This is a genomic window from Anaerococcus lactolyticus S7-1-13, from assembly GCF_000758765.1.
In the GTDB taxonomy this organism is placed as follows: Bacteria; Bacillota; Clostridia; order Tissierellales; family Peptoniphilaceae; genus Anaerococcus; species Anaerococcus lactolyticus.
On sequence record NZ_JRMW01000041.1, the window covers coordinates 11768 to 31222 of the forward strand.

The 19455-nt window shown below is 34.3% G+C and carries 18 protein-coding genes; 3 read left to right on the forward strand and 15 right to left on the reverse strand.

Annotated features, from left to right (window positions below):
- Positions 1-55: 55 nt before the first annotated feature.
- The 4 genes from clpB to HMPREF1630_RS07720 form a co-directional block, all read right to left on the reverse strand.
- Positions 56-2632 carry an ATP-dependent chaperone ClpB gene (gene clpB, locus HMPREF1630_RS07705; protein WP_037328553.1) on the reverse strand — a complete coding sequence of 859 codons (2577 nt, stop codon included), beginning with the start codon at positions 2630-2632 and terminating at the stop codon, positions 56-58.
- A gap of 1 nt (position 2633) precedes the next feature.
- On the reverse strand, positions 2634-3563 hold the full coding sequence (locus HMPREF1630_RS07710; protein ID WP_037328555.1) for a J domain-containing protein: 930 nt from the start codon (positions 3561-3563) through the stop codon (positions 2634-2636).
- Between the two features lie 183 nt (positions 3564-3746).
- Positions 3747-4265 (reverse strand): adenine phosphoribosyltransferase, encoded by a 519-nt coding sequence (locus tag HMPREF1630_RS07715; RefSeq protein ID WP_004828873.1) that lies wholly within the window; start codon positions 4263-4265, stop codon positions 3747-3749.
- Between the two features lie 38 nt (positions 4266-4303).
- Positions 4304-5176: an LCP family protein gene (locus HMPREF1630_RS07720; RefSeq protein ID WP_037328557.1), complete on the reverse strand. Its 873-nt coding sequence runs from the start codon at positions 5174-5176 to the stop codon at positions 4304-4306.
- A gap of 86 nt (positions 5177-5262) precedes the next feature.
- Here HMPREF1630_RS07720 and HMPREF1630_RS07725 point away from each other — a divergent pair, with 86 nt between their 5' ends.
- The 3 genes from HMPREF1630_RS07725 (at position 5263) to scfB (ending at position 8314) form a co-directional block, all read left to right on the forward strand.
- Positions 5263-6615, forward strand: coding sequence for an aminotransferase class I/II-fold pyridoxal phosphate-dependent enzyme (locus tag HMPREF1630_RS07725; RefSeq protein WP_037328559.1), 1353 nt, complete (start codon positions 5263-5265; stop codon positions 6613-6615).
- Positions 6616-6660: 45 nt separating this feature from the next.
- Positions 6661-6813: a six-cysteine ranthipeptide SCIFF gene (scfA, locus tag HMPREF1630_RS07730; RefSeq protein ID WP_004828870.1), complete on the forward strand. Its 153-nt coding sequence runs from the start codon at positions 6661-6663 to the stop codon at positions 6811-6813.
- Between the two features lie 118 nt (positions 6814-6931).
- Positions 6932-8314, forward strand: a complete 1383-nt coding sequence (gene scfB, locus HMPREF1630_RS07735) for a thioether cross-link-forming SCIFF peptide maturase (protein WP_037328562.1) — start codon at positions 6932-6934, stop codon at positions 8312-8314.
- Between the two features lie 34 nt (positions 8315-8348).
- Here the strand turns inward: scfB and HMPREF1630_RS07740 are convergent, their stop codons facing one another.
- From HMPREF1630_RS07740 to fba, 11 genes are all read right to left on the reverse strand, one after another.
- Entirely contained in the window at positions 8349-8978 is a 630-nt protein-coding gene (locus tag HMPREF1630_RS07740) for an amidophosphoribosyltransferase (protein WP_037328564.1), read from the reverse strand.
- On the reverse strand, positions 8968-11124 hold the full coding sequence (gene recD2, locus HMPREF1630_RS07745; protein WP_037328565.1) for an SF1B family DNA helicase RecD2: 2157 nt from the start codon (positions 11122-11124) through the stop codon (positions 8968-8970). The genes HMPREF1630_RS07740 and recD2 overlap by 11 nt, the downstream gene beginning before the upstream one ends.
- 2 nt (positions 11125-11126) lie before the next feature.
- Positions 11127-12404, reverse strand: a complete 1278-nt coding sequence (gene murA, locus HMPREF1630_RS07750; protein ID WP_037328566.1) for a UDP-N-acetylglucosamine 1-carboxyvinyltransferase — start codon at positions 12402-12404, stop codon at positions 11127-11129.
- A 9-nt stretch (positions 12405-12413) separates the two neighbouring features.
- Complete coding sequence (gene upp / locus HMPREF1630_RS07755; protein ID WP_004828865.1) at positions 12414-13043, reverse strand: uracil phosphoribosyltransferase; 630 nt, start codon at positions 13041-13043, stop codon at positions 12414-12416.
- A gap of 11 nt (positions 13044-13054) precedes the next feature.
- Positions 13055-14089 (reverse strand): L-threonylcarbamoyladenylate synthase, encoded by a 1035-nt coding sequence (locus tag HMPREF1630_RS07760; RefSeq protein ID WP_037328567.1) that lies wholly within the window; start codon positions 14087-14089, stop codon positions 13055-13057.
- A 9-nt stretch (positions 14090-14098) separates the two neighbouring features.
- The gene (locus HMPREF1630_RS07765; protein ID WP_037328568.1) at positions 14099-15028 is read right to left on the reverse strand and encodes a cation diffusion facilitator family transporter; all 930 of its coding nucleotides are present in this window, start codon (positions 15026-15028) and stop codon (positions 14099-14101) included.
- A complete protein-coding gene (gene prfA / locus HMPREF1630_RS07770) occupies positions 15029-16105 on the reverse strand; it encodes a peptide chain release factor 1 (RefSeq protein ID WP_004828862.1) in 1077 nt (358 codons plus the stop codon).
- A 3-nt stretch (positions 16106-16108) separates the two neighbouring features.
- Positions 16109-16903: a peptide chain release factor N(5)-glutamine methyltransferase gene (prmC, locus tag HMPREF1630_RS07775; protein WP_037328569.1), complete on the reverse strand. Its 795-nt coding sequence runs from the start codon at positions 16901-16903 to the stop codon at positions 16109-16111.
- Between the two features lie 52 nt (positions 16904-16955).
- Positions 16956-17159 (reverse strand): 50S ribosomal protein L31, encoded by a 204-nt coding sequence (gene rpmE, locus HMPREF1630_RS07780; protein WP_004828860.1) that lies wholly within the window; start codon positions 17157-17159, stop codon positions 16956-16958.
- 66 nt (positions 17160-17225) lie between these two features.
- Positions 17226-18533, reverse strand: coding sequence for a transcription termination factor Rho (gene rho / locus HMPREF1630_RS07785; RefSeq protein ID WP_037328571.1), 1308 nt, complete (start codon positions 18531-18533; stop codon positions 17226-17228).
- Between the two features lie 46 nt (positions 18534-18579).
- A complete protein-coding gene (fba, locus tag HMPREF1630_RS07790) occupies positions 18580-19443 on the reverse strand; it encodes a class II fructose-1,6-bisphosphate aldolase (RefSeq protein ID WP_004828858.1) in 864 nt (287 codons plus the stop codon).
- Positions 19444-19455: the final 12 nt, after the last annotated feature.

Genomic DNA, 19455 nt, shown 5'->3' on the forward strand with positions numbered 1-19455 from the left:
AAACGGAGCAATCTATTAAATTACTCCGTTATTAATTCTACTTATCTATTCTTAGCTATTTAGTTTTAAACTCTAATTGATTATCAACAAGGTCAAGAATTGCTGTATCCCTATCAGCTACTTTTCCTTCAATAATTAACTTACCAAGTTTTGTTTCTACATTCCTTTGTAGGTATCTCTTAACAGGTCTAGCACCATATTCTACATCATAAGAATTGGCTAGAATATATTCCTTAGCTGCTGGTGTAATCTCTAGTTTGATATCCCTATCAGCTAGTCTCTTCCTAATATTATCAATTTGTAGGTCAATGATTTTATAAACTTGATCGCTTGTAAGTGGTGTGAACATTACAATATCATCAATCCTATTTAAGAATTCTGGTTTAAATGAACGTCTTAGGACTTCATCTACTTTCTTTTGATTTTCTTCTTTGATTGTACCATCTTTATTTAGACCATCTATCAAGAATTCTGAACCGATATTTGATGTCATAATGATTATAGTATTTTTAAAATCAACAGTCCTACCTTGACTATCTGTCAATCTTCCATCATCTAATACTTGTAACAAAATATTAAATACATCTGGGTGAGCCTTTTCGATTTCATCAAAAAGAATAACTGAATATGGTTTTCTACGAACTGCCTCTGTTAATTGGCCGCCTTCTTCGTAGCCAACATAACCTGGAGCGGCACCGATTAGTCTGGATACAGAATATTTTTCCATATATTCACTCATATCTATCCTAATCATATTATGTTCATCATCAAACATCGCTTCTGTTAATGTCTTTGCAAGCTCTGTCTTACCAACACCTGTTGGACCTAAGAAGATAAAGGAACCTATAGGTCTGTTTTGTTCTTTTAATCCTGACCTAGCTCTAATTATCGCATCAGAAACGGCCTTAATTGCTTCATCCTGGCCTATTACCCTTTCGTGTAAAGTCTCACCAAGGTGGAGAATCTTTGTCCTTTCTGTTTCAACCAATTTTGAAACTGGAATATTTGTCCAACTAGATACAACATCTGCCACATCTTCATCTGTCACTTCCTCTTTGATGGAAGATTCGTCATTATTAGTTGAACTAGCTTCTTTTAATTTATTTTCAAGCTCAGCTAGCTTGCCGTACTTTAATTCGGAAAGTTTTTCAAAATCATAGTTTCTTTCTGCTTGGTCGATTTCTACCTTAACCTTGTCTATCTCTTCCTTGATTGATTTTACATCATCAATAGCAGATTTTTGTTCTTTCCATTTTAGGAAATCCTCATTAAAGGTATCTGAAAGATCTGCTAGTTCTTTTTCAAGATCAGCTAGTCTCTTCTTAGAATAATCATCTTCCTCTTTTTTAAGGGCTGTAATTTCTATTTGAAGTTGAAGAAGCTTTCTCTTTTGCTCATCAAGATAGGCTGGCATAGTATCAATTTCAGTCCTTACAGTTGCGCAAGCCTCATCCATAAGATCTATCGCCTTATCTGGCAAAAACCTATCAGAAATATACCTATCAGATAATTCTGCTGCAGCTATTACTGCCGAATCTTGAATTCTAATGCCGTGGAAGATTTCATATTTTTCCTTAATACCTCTTAGGATTGAAATTGTATCTTCAACACTTGGCTCTTCTACCATTACCTTCTGGAACCTTCTCTCAAGAGCTCCATCTTTTTCGATATATTCCCTGTACTCATTTAAGGTTGTTGCACCGATTACCTTGATTTCTCCCCTAGCAAGCATTGGTTTCATAATATTTGATGCATCCATAGCACCTTCGGACTTGCCAGCACCTACAATAGTGTGGATTTCATCGATAAACATTATAATTTGACCATCAGATTTTTTGACTTCTTCAATTACTGCCTTTAGTCTTTCTTCAAATTGTCCCCTATATTTCGCACCTGCAACTAAAGCACCCATATCAAGGGAGAAAATTCTCCTGCCTTGTAGAGGTTCTGGCACATCGTTATTTACAATTCTTTGAGCAAGACCTTCTACAATTGCTGTTTTACCAACACCTGGCTGACCAATCAAAACTGGGTTATTTTTCTTACGACGAGATAGGATCCTTAAAGCATTTCTAATTTCTGCATCCCTACCGATAACTGGGTCAATTTTTCCATCCCTTGCCTCTTGTGTTAAGTCTCTGCCGAATTTTTCAAGTGGGTTTGAAGTTTCTTCCGGATTATCAGTAGTAACTTTTTGACCATTTCTGACTTTTAAGACATAGTCTTTGAAAACCTTATAAGAAATGTTAAATTCCTTATTGATTGGTGACATTTCAGTATTTTCCTTAAGTAAGGAAAGAAAGATGTGTTCCACAGAAATGAAGGAATCTCCCATAGCATCTGCCTCATCTTCAGCCTTTAAAAATATCCTTTGAAAGACTTGAGATGGGTAAGTATTAGCATTACCTGATTGTTTTGGCAAATTTTCTACCTTATCTTCAATTTTCTTTTTATAAGCATTTACATCTACTCCCATTTTGGATAGGACCATTGATACATAGGAGCTTGGGCTATCGACTAAGCTTAGGGCTAAGTGAAATTCATTTACTTCTGGGTTAGCATCTTTAATTGCCATTGAATTTGCGTTATTGATAGCTTCGATTGATTTTTGTGTTAATTTGTTGTTGTCCATATTATCCCTCGATTTCTTTTAGTTTTTTGTATAATTCTACTTGTTCTTCGTTTAGGTCTGGATTTTCTATCAAAACTTCTAGGATTAAATCTCCTGTCTGATTTTTCCTATCAGTATAACCAAGATTCTTAAGTCTAATTTTCTTATTAGAAGTGATTTTCTCTGGAATTGTTACTAAGATATTGCCTTTTATGGTTGATATTTTTTTCTTTGTCCCAAAATAAGCATCCCAAGGACTAATCTTTACTTTTTTAATAAAGTCAATTCCATCTAGTTTTAAATCTTCTGTTTCTTTTATCTTTACACAGACATATATATCAGCATTTAATCCGTATTTGGAGCCATCAATTTTAATCTTGTTTCTATTCTTAATTCCCTCTGGAATATTAACTTCTATATCTTTTATACCGGCTTCAGTTTTTACGGAAATTTTTCTTGTTGTACCCTTGATAGCTTCGTCGATTGAAATACTAACTTCAGTATCTAGTTTAGTCTTTGCTTTTTTACTAAATCCACTTCCAAATCCTTGATTAAAACCTCCAAAGCCTTGAGCTTTTCTTGAAGAAGTATTTCCAAAGCCGCCAAAAAGTGTATCAAAAAAGTCTGAAAAACCTGAACCATTTGAACTTGTATATGTGTAAGAGCCATTACCGAAGTTAGAAAAATCAAAACCAAAATCTCTTGGGTCAAAATTTTGTCCACCAGAGAAGTTCGCATTAGCACCAAAGGTGTCATACTTGTTTCTCTTTTCTGGATCTGATAGAACCTCGTAAGCCTCATTTATTTCTGTAAATTTTTTATTTGCACTTTCATCATCTGGATGAAGGTCTGGGTGGTATTTTTTTGCTAGCTTCCTATAAGCTTTTTTTATTTCATTAGCACTAGCTTTTTTATCAACTCCTAGTACTTCATAATAATCCCTATATTGCATATCTACCTCCATCTTATTTCTTTGACCATCTCTGACCTTAATAGTACTATACGTTGTCCTACGACCATTTCAAGTGTAATTTTAAACTATTTAATGCAAATATTTATTTTTTTATCTATGTAAGGGCTCGTAAATTCAAGCATTTAAAAAGAGATTTCAATTTGAAATCTCTTTGTTTTTAGTTTAATGATCGTATTCAACTATAGATATAACATCATAGTCCTTTAGAACTTCCCTGCCCTTTAGAGATGTTAGTTCAATTAAAAATTCAAAGCATACTACATCTCCGCCTATAGCTTCCACTAGTTTAGCAGCAGCCTTTGCAGACCCACCTGTAGCTATAAGGTCATCGATAATTACAACCTTATCACCCTTTTTAAGGGCATCTCTATGAATTTCTAACTCATTTGTACCATATTCTAAATCATAGCTAACTTTTTCAATTTCACCAGGTAGTTTCCCAGGTTTTCTTATTGGAATGAACCCCTTGTTTAATCTATCAGCTAGGGGTGCACCAAAGATTAGGCCTCTAGATTCAACACCTGCTATATAATCAAAGTCATAGCCTTGAAGTTTTTGCTCTAATAAGTCTATGGTTTCTCTAAAACCATCCTTATTTTTTAATAGGGTTGTTATATCCTTAAAGGATATGCCCTTTTCCGGGTAATCTTCTATTACTCTTATTAATGATTTAATATCCATATCTCCTCCATCTTATACATATCTATTATACCCATTTCCTAATTTCTTAAAAATGAATTTAAGTAAGTAGTCCTTATATTTTCTATTGACTCTGGATAAATTTTATAATATGAGATGCCTCCCATATTAAAACCCTCACCCTCAAGCCTTACCGAATTTAATTTTGATGAATCGACTGATTTAAATTTCATGGCAAGTGATGATAGTTCTTTAAGACTCATGTTTGTTTTAATATATGGTTTCATAGCCTGATAAACTTTAGGTAGTTTTGGCAAATTTTCTATCTTGCTGGATTCTTTTATGAATTGCTTTAGAAAATCCTGTTGGGTATTAATCCTTCCAAGATCAGCATTTTGATAGCCTTTCCTAAATCTTACATAACTAAGCACTTGATCTCCTGTCATCTTGTGGACTCCCGGGCTTATACCCATAGCAGCACCGACTTTATCGCTTACATCTACATCCATACCACCAAGTGCATCAATTCCCTTAATAACAGCTTCAAAAGATATGACCATGTATTTATCCAAGTTAATGCCTAAGAAATTCCTAACAACATCCATAGTTAAATCAATCCCACCATAAGAGTGGGCTGCATTAATCTTATCCATTTTTCCGTTTATAGATACATAGGAATCTCTTGGAATAGAAATCATATCTACCGAATTATCTTTACTATTAGCCTTAATAAGCATGAGGGTATCTGTCCTTGTCCCTGTATCTTCACCAGTTGAATCAACACCTGCAAGCAAAATTAAAGACTCATCTTTTTGCCCTACTATATCAGCTAAAGGATTATCAATATTTTGGCCCTTAAAAAAACCTAATAAAAGAAAACCAGCTGCAAATACAACAACAAAAAGCAAAAATATAATTATTGATTTTATTATTCTAATAAATTTATTTTCCATTTTATCACCTAGACTTATCATACACCCAAAAGAATAATTTACCTTACAAAATTTTTAAGTTAAGCTATAATATTAGTGGAGGACATATGTTAAATAAAATTATTGACGATTACCTTAAAGAAAATTACTATCCCTTCCACATGCCAGGTCACAAGAGGTCAAAGCTTTTAAATCCAAAACTTGGCTACGGAAGAGATTTTACAGAAATAGATGGGCTTGATAACCTAAATGACCCCAAAGAAGTTTTTGTCGAAATGGAAAAGAAAATTGCAGAAATATACGCTGTAAAAGATGCGATAATTTCTACAAATGGGTCTACTACTGGAATCTTAGTTAGCATTAGAGCCATAAGCCAAAATAATAAAAATATCCTAATCCAAAGGTCATCCCACAAGGCAGTTTACAATGCTTGCCTAATTAATAAGTTAAAAGTCGACTACCTTGGCGTAAAGACAAATGATATCGGAGCTATAGTCGATATTTCTTTTGAAGACTTAGAAGATAAATTAAAAAATAAAACCTACTCGGCTGTTGTGGTGACTTCACCATCTTATGAGGGATATATTTTAGATATAGAAAAAATTTACAATATATGTAAAAAATACAAAGCAAAACTAATTTTAGATATGGCGCACGGGTCTCACTTATTTTTAACAGGAGCATATAAAAATGCCTTTGATATAGCCATAACTTCCTTTCATAAAAACCTACCGGCCCTCACTCCAGGAGCTGCAGTTTTAGTTAACGATGACACTATGATAAAAGATTTGAGGTTTGCCATGGCCATCTTTCAAACTTCATCTCCTTCCTACCTAATTTTACAATCAATTGCTTATATTTTTGAAAATATAAGTGAATTAGAAAATTTGAATCAAGAATTAAAGCCTAGACTTAGAGATCTTTATAAAATAAAATTAAAAAACTTAAGCTTATATGATTCAACCAATAAAGACAGGTCAAAAATATTAATTTCAACTAAAAATACTAATATAAATGGAAAAACCCTAGGAGACTTATTAAAAAAGGAAAAAATCGAAATAGAAATGACCTACCCTTCCTATGCTTTATTAATAGCAAGTATATATGATACTGTTGAGGGCTTTATAAGGCTTAAAAATGCCCTAATAAAAATTGATGAGACCATAAACAAATCTGAAAATTCTTTCAAATTTACCTACCACAACCCTAAAAAAGTTTACGACCTATATGAGGCCATAGATAAGCAAGCAAAATTAATTGATATGAAAAATTCTATAGGAAGAGTCGCTAGTAATTTTACCTACGCCTACCCACCTGGAATTCCAATCCTAGCGCCTGGGGAGCTTATCGATTCTAAGGTCTTAGAGAATATGGAAAACCTACAAAAAAACAATATAAAGCTAAATCTTGATGGTACTTCTATTGCAGTCTTGATTGACAAAATGGATGAAAACTGTTAATATATTAGTTGAATAAGAAATTCTTATCGATAAGGAGATTTTAATATGAAAAGAATACTTACACTTAACACAAGAAATCTTCACAAGAGCCAAAAAGATGGTGGTTGCGGCGAATGCCAAACATCTTGCCAATCTGCTTGTAAAACATCTTGCGGAGTTGCCAACCAAGAATGTGTTAGCAAAAAAGAAAATAAATAGGAAGATCTCTATTTAATGACTTACTTACATTTATGTAGGTAAGTTTTTTCTATTTAATACTTTTATAATCCTAGTAGATAAGTATAATATTAAGGATTTTACATATGAAGGAGATTTTATGATACACCAATATAAAGCTAAGGGTTTTAATATTGTTTTAGACATATACAGTGGGTCGGTTCACTTAGTTGATGACGTTACCTACGATATTATTGAAAATTATAAGAATATAGAAATTGAAGAACTTAAAACCAACATAAAAAATAAATACAACCTAGGCGATAAGGAGCTTAAGGCAGCTTTTGATGAGGTTTGTGACTTAATTTCTACAGGTCAACTTTTCACCGAAGATAATTTTAAGGACCTGGCTATAGATGTTACAAAAAGACCAACCAATATCAAGGCGCTTTGCCTAAATGTTGCCCACACCTGTAACTTCACTTGCGATTACTGTTTTGCCAAGGGTGGAAAGTACCATGGACCAGATGCAATCATGACTAAGGAAGTTGCCAAAAGAGCAATTGACTTTTTACTAGAAAATTCTGGTAGACATCACAACCTCGACATTGACTTTTTCGGTGGTGAACCTTTAATGAATCTTGGCGTTGTAAAATATACAGTTGATTACGCAAGAAGCAAGGAAGAAGAATTTAATAAACACTTTAACTTCACCCTAACTACAAATGGCCTCCTATTAAATGACGATACTATCGATTATTTGAATGAAAATATGAAAAATGTTGTATTATCCCTAGATGGCAGAAAAGATAAGCACGACCACTTTAGAAAAACTCTCGCAGGTACTGGTTCTTTTGACCTAATCGTTCCAAAATTTCAAAAGTTAGTCGAAAAACGTGGCGATAAGGAATACTACATGAGAGGTACCTATACAGCAAACAACTTAGACTTTACAGAAGATATCAAAACCTACCTAGACCTTGGTTTCAAACGTACTTCGCTTGAGCCAGTTGTAGGCAGCTCTGATAATGAATACGCCCTAAAGGAAGAACATCTTCCTATTCTTTTTGACCAATACGAAAAACTTGCAGATATGATGATGGAAGCAATAGACAAAGACGATAAATTTATCTTCTACCACTATATGATTGACCTTGAAAATGGTCCTTGCATCCACAAGAGGCTATCAGGCTGTGGGTCAGGAACAGAATACATGGCAGTAACTCCAACTGGAGACCTCTACCCTTGCCACCAATTTGTAGGTAACGATGAGTTTAAAATAGGAAATATTTTTGAAGGAGTGAAAAATAAAGACCTTGTAAACCAATTTAAGACCTGCAATTGCTATTCAAAATCAGAATGTAGGGAATGTTGGGCAAGCATGTACTGTTCTGGAGGCTGTGCAGCAAATAACTACAATGCTACAGGCGATTTAAACCACACCCACGATTATTCATGCAAGCTATTTAGAAAAAGAATCGAAATGGCTCTTGCAATCAAAATATATGAATTTATGAAGGAAAATGAAGCCTGTCAAGCATAAAAATAAGCCAGGAAATCAAATGATTTCTTGGCTTTTATAGTACCCTTCTTTCAGATGCTAGGGTTAGGATCTTTATATCTTTTACATTCGCTTTTTCTAAAACTTTTATAATCTCTAATGAAGTATTGCCAGTCGTAACAAGATCATCTATTATCAAAACCGATTTTCCAGTCAGATCTTTGTCCAATTTAAAAGCACCTATTAGATTTTTAGACCTATCTTCCTTACCTAAATCATGCTGAGCCTTGGTATCCTTAATTTTTGAAAATCCATCAAGATAAACTGGTCCTATTTTTTCGATAAAATCATCAGTAATCATCCTAATATGGTCAAATCCCCTATGTAGTAAAGTTTTTCTTGAAGATGGAGCAGGCAAAATATAATCTACATCAAAAATATTTTTCTCTATCCCATAGTTGTAAATCATCTTTGAGAATAATTTTGAAAATTCCGTCTTTCTTTCAAACTTATAAAGACCGATAACTCTTTTGAAAAATTCATTGTAAAAGTAAATAGAATAACAATCATAATCTCCAACTAGAAATTTATTATCTACATAGTCTAATTTATCAAAACAATCCCTACAAAGTCCATACTTATAGATGTATTCGCTCTTGCAAAAGATGCAGGTATTTTTATCTAAAAATAAATAATTAATCAGCAAGGATTTTCTCCATTTCACTTATCCAATAAGAAAGATTTGAATTTCTGTCATTTGACCTATTGTTGTCAACCATTTTTTTTATATTACGCTTATCCCCTAGCAAAATAACAAGCTTTTTTGCTCTAGTCACAGCAGTGTAAAGTAGGTTTCTGGTTAATAGCATAGGTGCAACTTGCATCATTGGAATGATTACACACTTAAACTCAGAGCCTTGCGACTTATGAACCGTGATAGCATAGGATAAATCTAAGTCTTTTACATCTTCTTTTTTGTACTTAACTATTTTCCCATCATCAAATTCTACCTTGATACTCTCCTCATTTGTATCAATATTAATTATGATACCAATATCACCATTATAAACCCCATCATCATTTGCAACGTTGTTTACGGCCTTTAAATCATAGTTATTTCTTATTTGCATAACCTTATCATGAAGTTTAAAGAGCCTGTCGTTTATCTTTAGAAATAATTTTTCTTTATTTATGACTTCTTGGATAGATTTATTAATTGAATCTACTCCCCAACTTGTCTTTCTTGATAAGGCAAGAACTTCTATATCCTTTACAGGGTCAAACTTATAAAATTTTGGCAACCTATCCTTTATCAAACCCAATAAATCTTTGTTAAAGTCTTCTCCACTTGTATCTATAAAGAAAAAATCCTTATTCGGTTGATTCAATACCGGGTATTTGCCTTCGTTTATCCTGTGGGCATTTATTATAATATTTGACTCTCCTGCCTGCCTAAAAATTTTTTTAAGTCTAATTGATTTTGCAGGCGAATCTAGAATATCAGATAAAACATTTCCAGGACCCACAGATGGTAGCTGATCACTATCTCCAACTAAGATTAGAGCTGTAGATTCTCCAACAGCATCTAGTAAATTTTTCATAAGGAAAATATCAACCATGCTCATTTCATCTACTATTATGTAGTCTTTTTCAATTGGATTTTCTTCATTATATTCAGCTATTGGCATATCTGGCCTAATACCCACTAGCCTATGGATAGTGTTAGCTTCGCTGTCAGTAGCTTCTTGCATACGCTTAGCAGCCCTGCCTGTTGGTGCAGCTAGGGCAAAGGATAAACCATTTTTTTCTAGGATAGTTGTAATAGCGTTTATTATTGTAGTTTTACCTGTGCCTGGCCCTCCTGTTATAACTAAAAGCATATTGGCAAAAGCACCTTCAATCGCTTCTTTTTGCTCATCAGAATAAGCCCTTAAATCTTCATTTATTTCTACATCGAAAATATAAGCTTCACTTATTTTTTTTGCAAGCGACATTGCAACAGATTTTTCAGCCTTGTAAAGACTTCTGGAATAAACGTAAGATTTGCCCTCAATTTCTACAAGTTCCAGTTTTCCAGATAATAAATCTTCTTGGATTTGATCTTCTATTAAATTTTTATCAGCTTTTAAAAGTTTAGATGCTTCATCAATGAGGTATGACATCTCAAGGCTAGTGTGACCGTTAAAATCGGCCTCGTTTTCAATTACATAAGTAAGACCAGCTGATATCCTAAAGGCAGAATTTATCTCCATTTGCATGTTTCTAGCTAAACTATCTGCCATTGTAAAACCGATTCCTTTAATATCTTCTATTAGTTTATAAGGATTGGATTTAACAATATCAACTGTATTTTCACCATACTTATTATAAATTTTCATCGCTAAGTTATAAGAAATTCTAAGACCTTGGAGAAATTCCAAACTCCTCCTTGAATCTCTTGTTTCTTCTGCAGATAATTTTATATCTCCTAACTTCTTTCTACCTATGCCCTCAACCTTCAAAAGTTTATCAGGATTTTTATATAAAACATCTAAAGACTCATTGCCAAAAACAGCATAAATTGCCTCAGCCGTCTTCTTGCCTACCCCTCTGATATTACCACTAGAAAGATATTTTATTATAGATTCTTTGTCGGAAGGTTTTTTAAGTCTAACGTTTTTTACATTTATTTGCTCACCATATTTATAATGGTAGGTAAATTCACCTTCAACTTCTATCCTGTCGCCTTCATTAAAAAAGGGCATAATTCCAACAATAGTTATATCAGAATCAAGAGTTTCAAGCGTCATTACGCTATATCCACTCTTATCATTCCTATACCTAATGTTAGTTACTATGCCTTCTAATTTCATTATTAATCTACCGTTACTCTCTTTATATCGGCACCAAGCTTGGTCAATTTATCAACTAGGTTTGAATATCCCCTATCTATGTGATATATATCAAAGACTCTTGTTGTACCCTTAGCAACAAGACCTGCCATAACAAGGGCAGCGCCAGCTCTAAGGTCGGTTGCTCTTACATCTGCACCATGAAGTTGTTTAACACCTGCTATAGTTGCCCTATTACCAGATGTAGCTATTACAGCTCCCATTTTCATAAGTTCTTCAACATGCATAAACCTATTTTCAAAAACAGTTTCTTGAATCCTACTTTCTCCCTCACAGACTGTCATAAGAGCCATGAATTGCGCCTGAGCATCTGTTGGAAAACCTGGATATGGGAGAGTTTGAATATTAGTTGACTTTAGTCTTTTTGGAGCCTTGACTATTATCTTATCCTCATCCTCAATTTCTTCTACATCAACACCCATTTCTACAAGTTTTGCTATAACAGGTCTGATATGAGAACCGATAACATTATTTATTAGAACATCTCCCCTAGTCATAGCTGCAGCTGTCATATAGGTAGCTGCCTCTATCCTATCAGGAATAATAGTGTGGCGAGTACCAGTAAGTTTTTCTACACCTTCGATTACAATTGTAGATGTTCCTGCACCCTTAATATTTGCTCCCATCTTTGAAAGGAAAGATGCAAGATCGACTATCTCTGGTTCTTTTGCAGCATTTTCTAAGGTTGTCTTTCCCTTTGCTAGGCAAGCAGCCATCATTATATTTTGAGTAGCACCAACAGATGGAAAATCTAAGTATATCTCTGTACCTACAAGACCATTCTTTGCAACGATGGCAATTTCATCATCATTTACAGTATTTACTGCTCCTAGGGCTTCGAAGCCTTTTAAATGAAGGTCGATTGGACGGCTTCCAATATTACAACCTCCTGGTGCCTTGGTATGGGCAGCATGAAATCTTGATAAAAGTGGACCCATAACTACAAAGGACGCTCTCATTTTATCCATTAGTTCATAAGGTGTTTCACAAGTGTTTATACCTGCGGAATTAATACTTAAAGTGTTTTGATCTAGGTATTTAACCTCACTGCCTAAATGCTTTAAGACTTCCACCATTATTTCTACGTCCTTAAGCTCAGGAACTCCATCTAATATTATCTCTTCTGTACCTAAAACACAGGCAGCAAGAATAGGAAGTGCTGAATTTTTCGCACCCGATATGCTCACCTCACCCTTGAGAGGTCCATTAGATTTAATAATTAAAATTTCTTTTTTCGCCATTTCTATTCCTTACTTAGTTCCAAACAATCTATCGCCAGCATCTCCTAGGCCTGGAACAATATAACCATTCTCATTTAATCTTTCATCTAGTTGAGAAATATAAATCTTAACATCTGGGTGCTTTTCTTCAAGTAGTTTAAAAGCTTCAGGAGCTGCTATAATTGACAATAATTTTATAGACTTGCATCCATATTCCTTTAACCTATCTATAGCATCGCATGCAGAACCACCTGTAGCAAGCATAGGATCAACAACTAGGATATCTCTATTTTCAACATCACTAGGAAGTTTACAATAATATTCTACTGGTTGAAGGGTTTCTTCATTTCTATACATACCAATATGACCAATTTTGGCTGCTGGCAAAACTTCAAGTACACCATCTACCATGCCAAGACCAGCTCTTAATATTGGAACTATACCAATCTTCTTACCTGTAAGCCTGTAGCCTGTTGTCTTTGCAACTGGTGTTTCTACATCATATTCTTCAAGTTCTAGGTCTTTTGTTGCTTCATAGGCAAGCATCATAGCTATTTCGGTTACCAAAGACCTAAATTCATTTGAGCCCGTGTTTTTATCTCTAAGAATTGAAATTTTATGTTTGATTACTGGATGGTCTAATACTGTTACGTTTTTCATATCTACTCCTATTATATAAAATTTACATCATTTGCTGCTGCTTTTTTCATCCTATTCATTATACTCTTACCCAAATGTTTTTCCTTAACACCTTCTGCAAGTATTAAATCAACTCCGAGTCTGTCCATTTCCCTCAAAGATGAAAATAAAACGTGACTCATAGTTGATAAATCTTTTCTTGATCCCAAGGAAATATAAGGATAAGAATTAAACTTCTCTTTATCTTCTTCAAATGCTAATATACCGACTTTTTTGCCATCAGACTTATATTTTTCTGCCTCGCTTAGTAAATGTGTAGGTACATCTTCTCCAATAAAAACCCTAAGTTTCGCCTTGGGCGCATAGTGCTTGTATTTTTGTCCAGGCGATTTCGGGATTTTTGATGAATCAACTAAACTATCATCAAGCCTCATGTCGCTGAGTATATCTTTTAGAAACTCATAGGTATAAAAACCCGGTCTTAGGATTATAGGTTCATCTCCTGATAAGTCAATAACAGTTGATTCAATACCTATATTTGATTCGCCACCATCTATTATTACTGGAATAATACCATCCATGTCCTGGTAAACATCTCTTGCCTTAGTTGGCGAAGGTCTCCCAGAAATATTAGCAGATGGTGCTGCTATCGGTGTATCTGCTTCTGTAATCAAAGCTCTTGCTATTTGATCCGATGGAAACCTTATTGCCACAGTATCTCCTCCAGCTGTTACTGCATCTGGAATCAAATCCGATTTTTTGAAAATCAAAGTCATTGGTCCTGGCCAAAGTTCAAATAATTTCCTATGTTTATCGGTAATTTCCTCTACTAAATTATCTAACATAGATATATGGGAAATATGTAAGATTAGAGGATTATCGATAGGTCTCCCCTTAGCTTTAAAGATTTTTCGACAAGCTTCATCATTTAGTCCATCTGCACCTAACCCATAGACTGTTTCTGTTGGAAAGGCAACAAGCTGGCCACTTTTTATAAAATTTGCAGCTTTTTTTATAGCATCTGTATCAATATTTTCTCTGTCAATTTTTAAAATTTCAGTTTTCATTTAACCTTCTTAATCTACTATATTGTATGTTGGATCTGCATGAAGGGTGAGGATAACACCAGTTTCTTTCCTAATCTTTTTTTCTATACGGTCTATTTCTTTATGAAGCTCTGCAACTGTAAGGTTACCTGGAACTTCTACATGGCAAGACCCAGCTATATGCCCCTTACCATATTGGTGAATATCTAGGTGGTGGAAACCTATTATATAATCTCCACTTAAGAGAATCTCTGAAATTTTCTTTTCTATCTCTTCATCAATTCTTTCTCCCAGAAGGTATCTAACAGTTTCGTTAAATAAATCTATGCCAGGTTTGGTTACGAAAAATGCTACAACAACCCCCATAGCTGCATCTAGGTTGAAATTAACATACCTTTGCAAGAAAACACCTAATATAATAGCAGTAGTAGAAATTATATCATTTCTTGCGTCAAGCAAAACCCCCAAATTTAAATCTGATTCTAAATCTCTGTAGAGTTTTGTGTTTAAAAGATAAATATATACCTTAAGCAATATGCCAGCGAAAAGTATGACAAAAGATAAAAGACTAAGTCCATTAGGATTTGGGTCATTAAAACTTTTTGCAGAATTAATAAATAAATTTATACCTACATATATAATCACTATAGATACTAAAAGCGCCATTATATATTCAACTCTTCCGTGACCGAAAGGATGTTCCTCGTCTGCTGGTTTTTTTGAAAAACTAGCACCAAATAGGGACATGATTGACACGACCGAATCTGAAAGGTTGTTAAAGGCATCATTTAAAATCGCTGTGGACCTAGTATATATTCCCAAAAATATTTTCGATAAGAATAGGAGAATATTCATACCTATCCCCATGATAGAAGATAGACTTATTAAATTGAGTCTAACATCAGGATTATCAATATTTTTATAATCTTTTACAAATTTTTTTGCTAAAAAATTAAACAATTATTCTTCCTTGCCTACTTTTTCAAGTTTTCTTGTTTGATCTTCCGCTATTAGAGAATTAATCATATCTTCTATATCTCCATTTAGAAAATCATCTAGCTGGTAAATTGTTTTATTGATTCTATGGTCGGTAATTCTTCCTTGTGGGAAGTTGTAGGTCCTAATTCTTTCAGACCTATCACCAGTTCCAACTTGGCTCTTTCTGTTGTCAGCTATTTCCTTATTTCTCTTTTGCTCTTCAAGTTCATATAGCCTTGCCCTAAGAACTCTCATAGCCTTTTCCTTATTTTTTATCTGACTTTTTTCATCTTGGATAGCTACTACAAGGCCTGTAGGGATGTGAGTAAGTCTTACTGCTGAGTCTGTGGTATTTACAGACTGACCACCATTACCTGAAGACCTATAAACATCTGTCCTTATATCATTAGGATCTATGTGAAGCTCAACTTCATCAACTTCTGGTAGAACTGCAACAGTTGCAGTTGATGTATGGATTCTTCCACCAGACTCTGTCTCAGGCACCCTCTGAACCCTATGCACACCAGATTCATACTTTAATTTAGAATAAGCGCCTTCGCCTCTTACAACAAAGGTAGCATCTTTTATACCACCAACACCTTGGGTATTAACTTCTATTTCTTCTGTCTTAAAGCCAGCCTTATCAGCATACATGTTATACATCCTATAAAGATCACCTGCAAAAAGACCTGCCTCATCTCCACCAGCTCCTGGTCTAATTTCAACGATAACGTCTTTTTCATCATTAGGGTCTTTTGGGATAAGAAGAATTTGCATTTCATCCTTCAACACTTCTAATTTATCCTTATTTTCCTCAATCTCATCTTTTAGCATTTGGATCATATCTTGATCATCAGCTTCATTTATGAGCTCTTGGTTTTCAGCTATAGTATCTTCAGCATTTTTTATTTCTTCATATTTCTCAACGACAGGTTTTAAGGAATTATATTCCTTAGACACCTTCCTAAACTGATCCATGTCAGCTAAAACTGCTGGGTCAGCGAGTTTCGCTTCTAACTGTTTGTAATTTTCTCTAACATGTTCTAAATTTTCAAACATAATTTATCCTTTCTGTGCAATAATAAACCTATCAAAATCATTAAAATCTTTTATATTTTCTATATTCACAAAGCCTTGGTTTACTAGAAGCTTATTTAATATATCTTTTTGATTGTAACCTATCTCGAAAACAAGATGACCTTCTTCACAAAGATAGGCACTTGCATTTTTTATAATTTCCCTATAAAAATCCAAACCATCTTCGCCCCCGTAAAGAGCTGATTTAGGCTCAAAGTATAGTTCTTTTGCGAGAGCTTCATAATCTTTTTTATCAATATAAGGCGGATTTGAAATAATCAAATCATAAGTTCCACTTATATCTTTAAACAAGTCAGATTTTATAAAATCGACATTTTTTATTCCTGTAAAAACTTTATTTTCCCTTGCAAGACTTAGGGCCCTATCTTCAATATCAGAGCCAATAACAAAAGAATTTTCAATATTTTTTGCCAAGGCTAAGGCGATGGCACCTGTGCCAGTGCCTATATCTAAAATCTTTTCCTTTTTCATCGGAGATTTTATTAGGTAATCAACGATAATCTCTGTCTCAAATCTTGGTATCAAGGCTCTTTCGTCCACCTTCAATCTAAGATCATAAAACTCCCACTGGCCTATTGCATACTGGAGTGGATAAGAGACCTTTCTCTTATTTATTATATCATTTAATCGCTGATTTTGCTCGCTATTTAATTCTAAATTTTGATTCATCAGAATATAAGACTTGCTCTTGCCCAAAATATAAGTAAGGGCTATAAGGCTTGTATCATAATCTATTTTTAAAAAGTCTGATATTTTCATTATTTTACACAAAAATAAGGTAAGTTGCCTTACCTTATTATCTTTAATACTATTATTTTCTACCGTATTTCTTGTTAAATCTTTCTACCTTACCACCACGTTCAGCAGTTCTTTGTTTACCAGAGTAGAATGGGTGACAATTATTGCAAACTTCTACTTTGATTTCTTCTTCTGTTGAACCTACAGTAAACTCGTTGCCGCAAGACATGCAAGTTACTTTGGCTTGGTGATATTCTGGATGTAATTCTTTATTCATAATTCACCTCTATTTTCCATTTCAATAAGCAATATAAATTATACCAGCTGTGATATTAAAATCAAGTTATTTAAGTGATGAATTTATAAGTTCTACAAATTGTTTATTAGACTTAGTCCTTTTCATCCAATCTATAAGCTCAACTATTGACTCGGTGTTGTTTAACTCCGATTTCCTAAGTTTATAAACTGCTTCCATCTCTTCGTTAGAAAGAAGAAGGTCATCACGTCTTGTAGATGACTTTTCGATATTGATTGCTGGGAAAATTCTCCTGTTTGATAGACGTCTATCAAGGTGAACTTCCATGTTTCCAGTTCCCTTAAATTCCTCAAATATCATATCATCCATCCTTGAGCCTGTGTCGACTAGGGCTGTGGCAAGTATTGTAAGTGATCCGCCATTTTCAATATTTCTTGCTGCGCCAAAAAATTGTTTAGGTCCAACTAGGGCGAGTGGGTCAAGACCACCTGAAAGGGTCCTGCCTGATTGAGGAGTCATAATATTGTAGGCCCTTGCAAGTCTTGTTAGAGAATCCAAAAGTATTACCACGTCTTTTTTCTCTTCTACAAATCTCTTGGCTCTTTCAAGAACCATTTCAGCAATGTCAATATGGTTTTGTGGTGGCATATCAAAGGTTGATGCGGCAACTTCTGTGCGCATTAAAACATTTTCCGGATCCCTATATTCATTTACAAATCTAATAAAATCTGTTACTTCTTCCGGTCTTTCATCTATTAAAAGGACAATTATCTTTAGGTCATCATAATTTTTTTCAAGTGACCTTTCTATATCCTTAATCAAAGTTGTCTTTCCTGCCTTAGGTTGAGATACAATCAGCCCCCTTTGACCACGACCTATAGGGCTTATTACATCGATAATCCTTCCCGAAATATTTTTAGGGTCAGTTTCAACATTTATCCTTTCATTTGGATAAATAGGTGTCAAATCTTCAAACAAGTCCCTATTGAACGCATCTGCTGGCTTAATTCCATTTACAGTTGATACAAAAATAAGAGGAGAAAATTTATCCTTGTCGTGTTTTTCTCTGGCTATTCCTTCAATAAAATCTCCAGTTTTTAACCTAAACATTTTTATTTGCTTAGGTGGTACATAAATATCATCATCACCTGATTCATAAAGTTGAGTTCTCAAAAAACCAAAGCCATCTGGTAGGATTTCAAGAATTCCATCACAATCAAATTTTGCACCAAGATCATTTTCTCTAGCTTCTTTGCTTTCTTCGTCCTTGTTTTTTTCTTCTTCTTCTATAAGTTTTATTAATTCGTCTTTTCTATATTTGCTAATAGAATCTATCCCAAGATTTTTAGCAATTTCTCTTAAGTCGACTAATTTTTTATCTTTTAAATTATCCATATTTTTGTACAATAAAGGGGCCCTTAAGCCCCCAATTAAATCTTTATTATTTAGCGCTATTTTCGCAACCGAACATGTCCATCTTCTCTTCTACTAAAGCTTGAACTGCATTTGTTCCTGGAAGAAGAAGTTTTCTTGGGTCAAAGCCCTTGCCTTGTTGGTCTTTTCCTTCTTCAATATATTCTCTGGTTGCCTTAGCAAAAGCGATTTGGCATTCTGTATTTACGTTAATTTTAGAAACGCCTAGGCTGATAGCTTTCTTGATTTGATCATCAGGAATACCTGTACCACCATGGAGTACTAATGGCATTTTTACTGCTTCAGAAATTTCTTTTAGTCTATCAAAGTTTAGACCTTGCCAATCAGCTGGATATACACCGTGGATGTTACCAATACCTGCTGCTAGGAAGTCAATTCCACAAGCTGCAAGATTTTTACATTCTTCAACGTCTGCAAGTTCACCAGCAGATGCTACACCGTCTTCTTCTCCACCGATGCCACCAACTTCACCTTCAACAGATATACCTTTTTCATGAGCAAGTCTTACGATTTCTTTTGTTTTTTCTAGGTTTTCTTCGATTGGGAAATGAGAACCATCAAACATTACAGAAGTATAACCTGCTTCGATACAAGCCTTTGCACCTTCATAAGTACCATGATCTAAGTGAATTGCAACTGGAACAGTGATTCCTAGTGCGTCATGTAGATTCTTTACAAGATTTGCAACAGTTTTGAAGCCACCCATGTATTTTGCTGCACCTTCACTTGATGAAATTATAACAGCAGTCTTTTTTGCTTCAGCAGCAAGTAGAATTGCCTTAGTCCATTCTAGGTTGTTGGTGTTAAAGTGTCCAATTGCATAGCCATTTTCATAGGCTAGGTCTAACATTTCTTTTGCATTAACTAACATATTATCTCCTCC

What these genes read in the sequence shown, in the direction of transcription:
- fba (WP_004828858.1), bottom strand. Translation starts at nt 19,443, where the DNA reads ATGTTAGTTAATGCAAAAGAAATGTTAGACCTAGCCTATGAAAATGGC.
- HMPREF1630_RS07715 (WP_004828873.1), bottom strand. Translation starts at nt 4,265, where the DNA reads ATGGATATTAAATCATTAATAAGAGTAATAGAAGATTACCCGGAAAAG.
- prmC (WP_037328569.1), bottom strand. Translation starts at nt 16,903, where the DNA reads ATGAAAATATCAGACTTTTTAAAAATAGATTATGATACAAGCCTTATA.
- scfA (WP_004828870.1), top strand. Translation starts at nt 6,661, where the DNA reads ATGAAAAGAATACTTACACTTAACACAAGAAATCTTCACAAGAGCCAA.
- rpmE (WP_004828860.1), bottom strand. Translation starts at nt 17,159, where the DNA reads ATGAATAAAGAATTACATCCAGAATATCACCAAGCCAAAGTAACTTGC.
- murA (WP_037328566.1), bottom strand. Translation starts at nt 12,404, where the DNA reads ATGGCGAAAAAAGAAATTTTAATTATTAAATCTAATGGACCTCTCAAG.
- clpB (WP_037328553.1), bottom strand. Translation starts at nt 2,632, where the DNA reads ATGGACAACAACAAATTAACACAAAAATCAATCGAAGCTATCAATAAC.
- recD2 (WP_037328565.1), bottom strand. Translation starts at nt 11,124, where the DNA reads ATGAAATTAGAAGGCATAGTAACTAACATTAGGTATAGGAATGATAAG.
- HMPREF1630_RS07760 (WP_037328567.1), bottom strand. Translation starts at nt 14,089, where the DNA reads ATGAAAACTGAAATTTTAAAAATTGACAGAGAAAATATTGATACAGAT.
- upp (WP_004828865.1), bottom strand. Translation starts at nt 13,043, where the DNA reads ATGAAAAACGTAACAGTATTAGACCATCCAGTAATCAAACATAAAATT.
- HMPREF1630_RS07720 (WP_037328557.1), bottom strand. Translation starts at nt 5,176, where the DNA reads ATGGAAAATAAATTTATTAGAATAATAAAATCAATAATTATATTTTTG.
- HMPREF1630_RS07725 (WP_037328559.1), top strand. Translation starts at nt 5,263, where the DNA reads ATGTTAAATAAAATTATTGACGATTACCTTAAAGAAAATTACTATCCC.
- prfA (WP_004828862.1), bottom strand. Translation starts at nt 16,105, where the DNA reads ATGTTTGAAAATTTAGAACATGTTAGAGAAAATTACAAACAGTTAGAA.
- HMPREF1630_RS07710 (WP_037328555.1), bottom strand. Translation starts at nt 3,563, where the DNA reads ATGCAATATAGGGATTATTATGAAGTACTAGGAGTTGATAAAAAAGCT.
- scfB (WP_037328562.1), top strand. Translation starts at nt 6,932, where the DNA reads ATGATACACCAATATAAAGCTAAGGGTTTTAATATTGTTTTAGACATA.
- rho (WP_037328571.1), bottom strand. Translation starts at nt 18,533, where the DNA reads ATGGATAATTTAAAAGATAAAAAATTAGTCGACTTAAGAGAAATTGCT.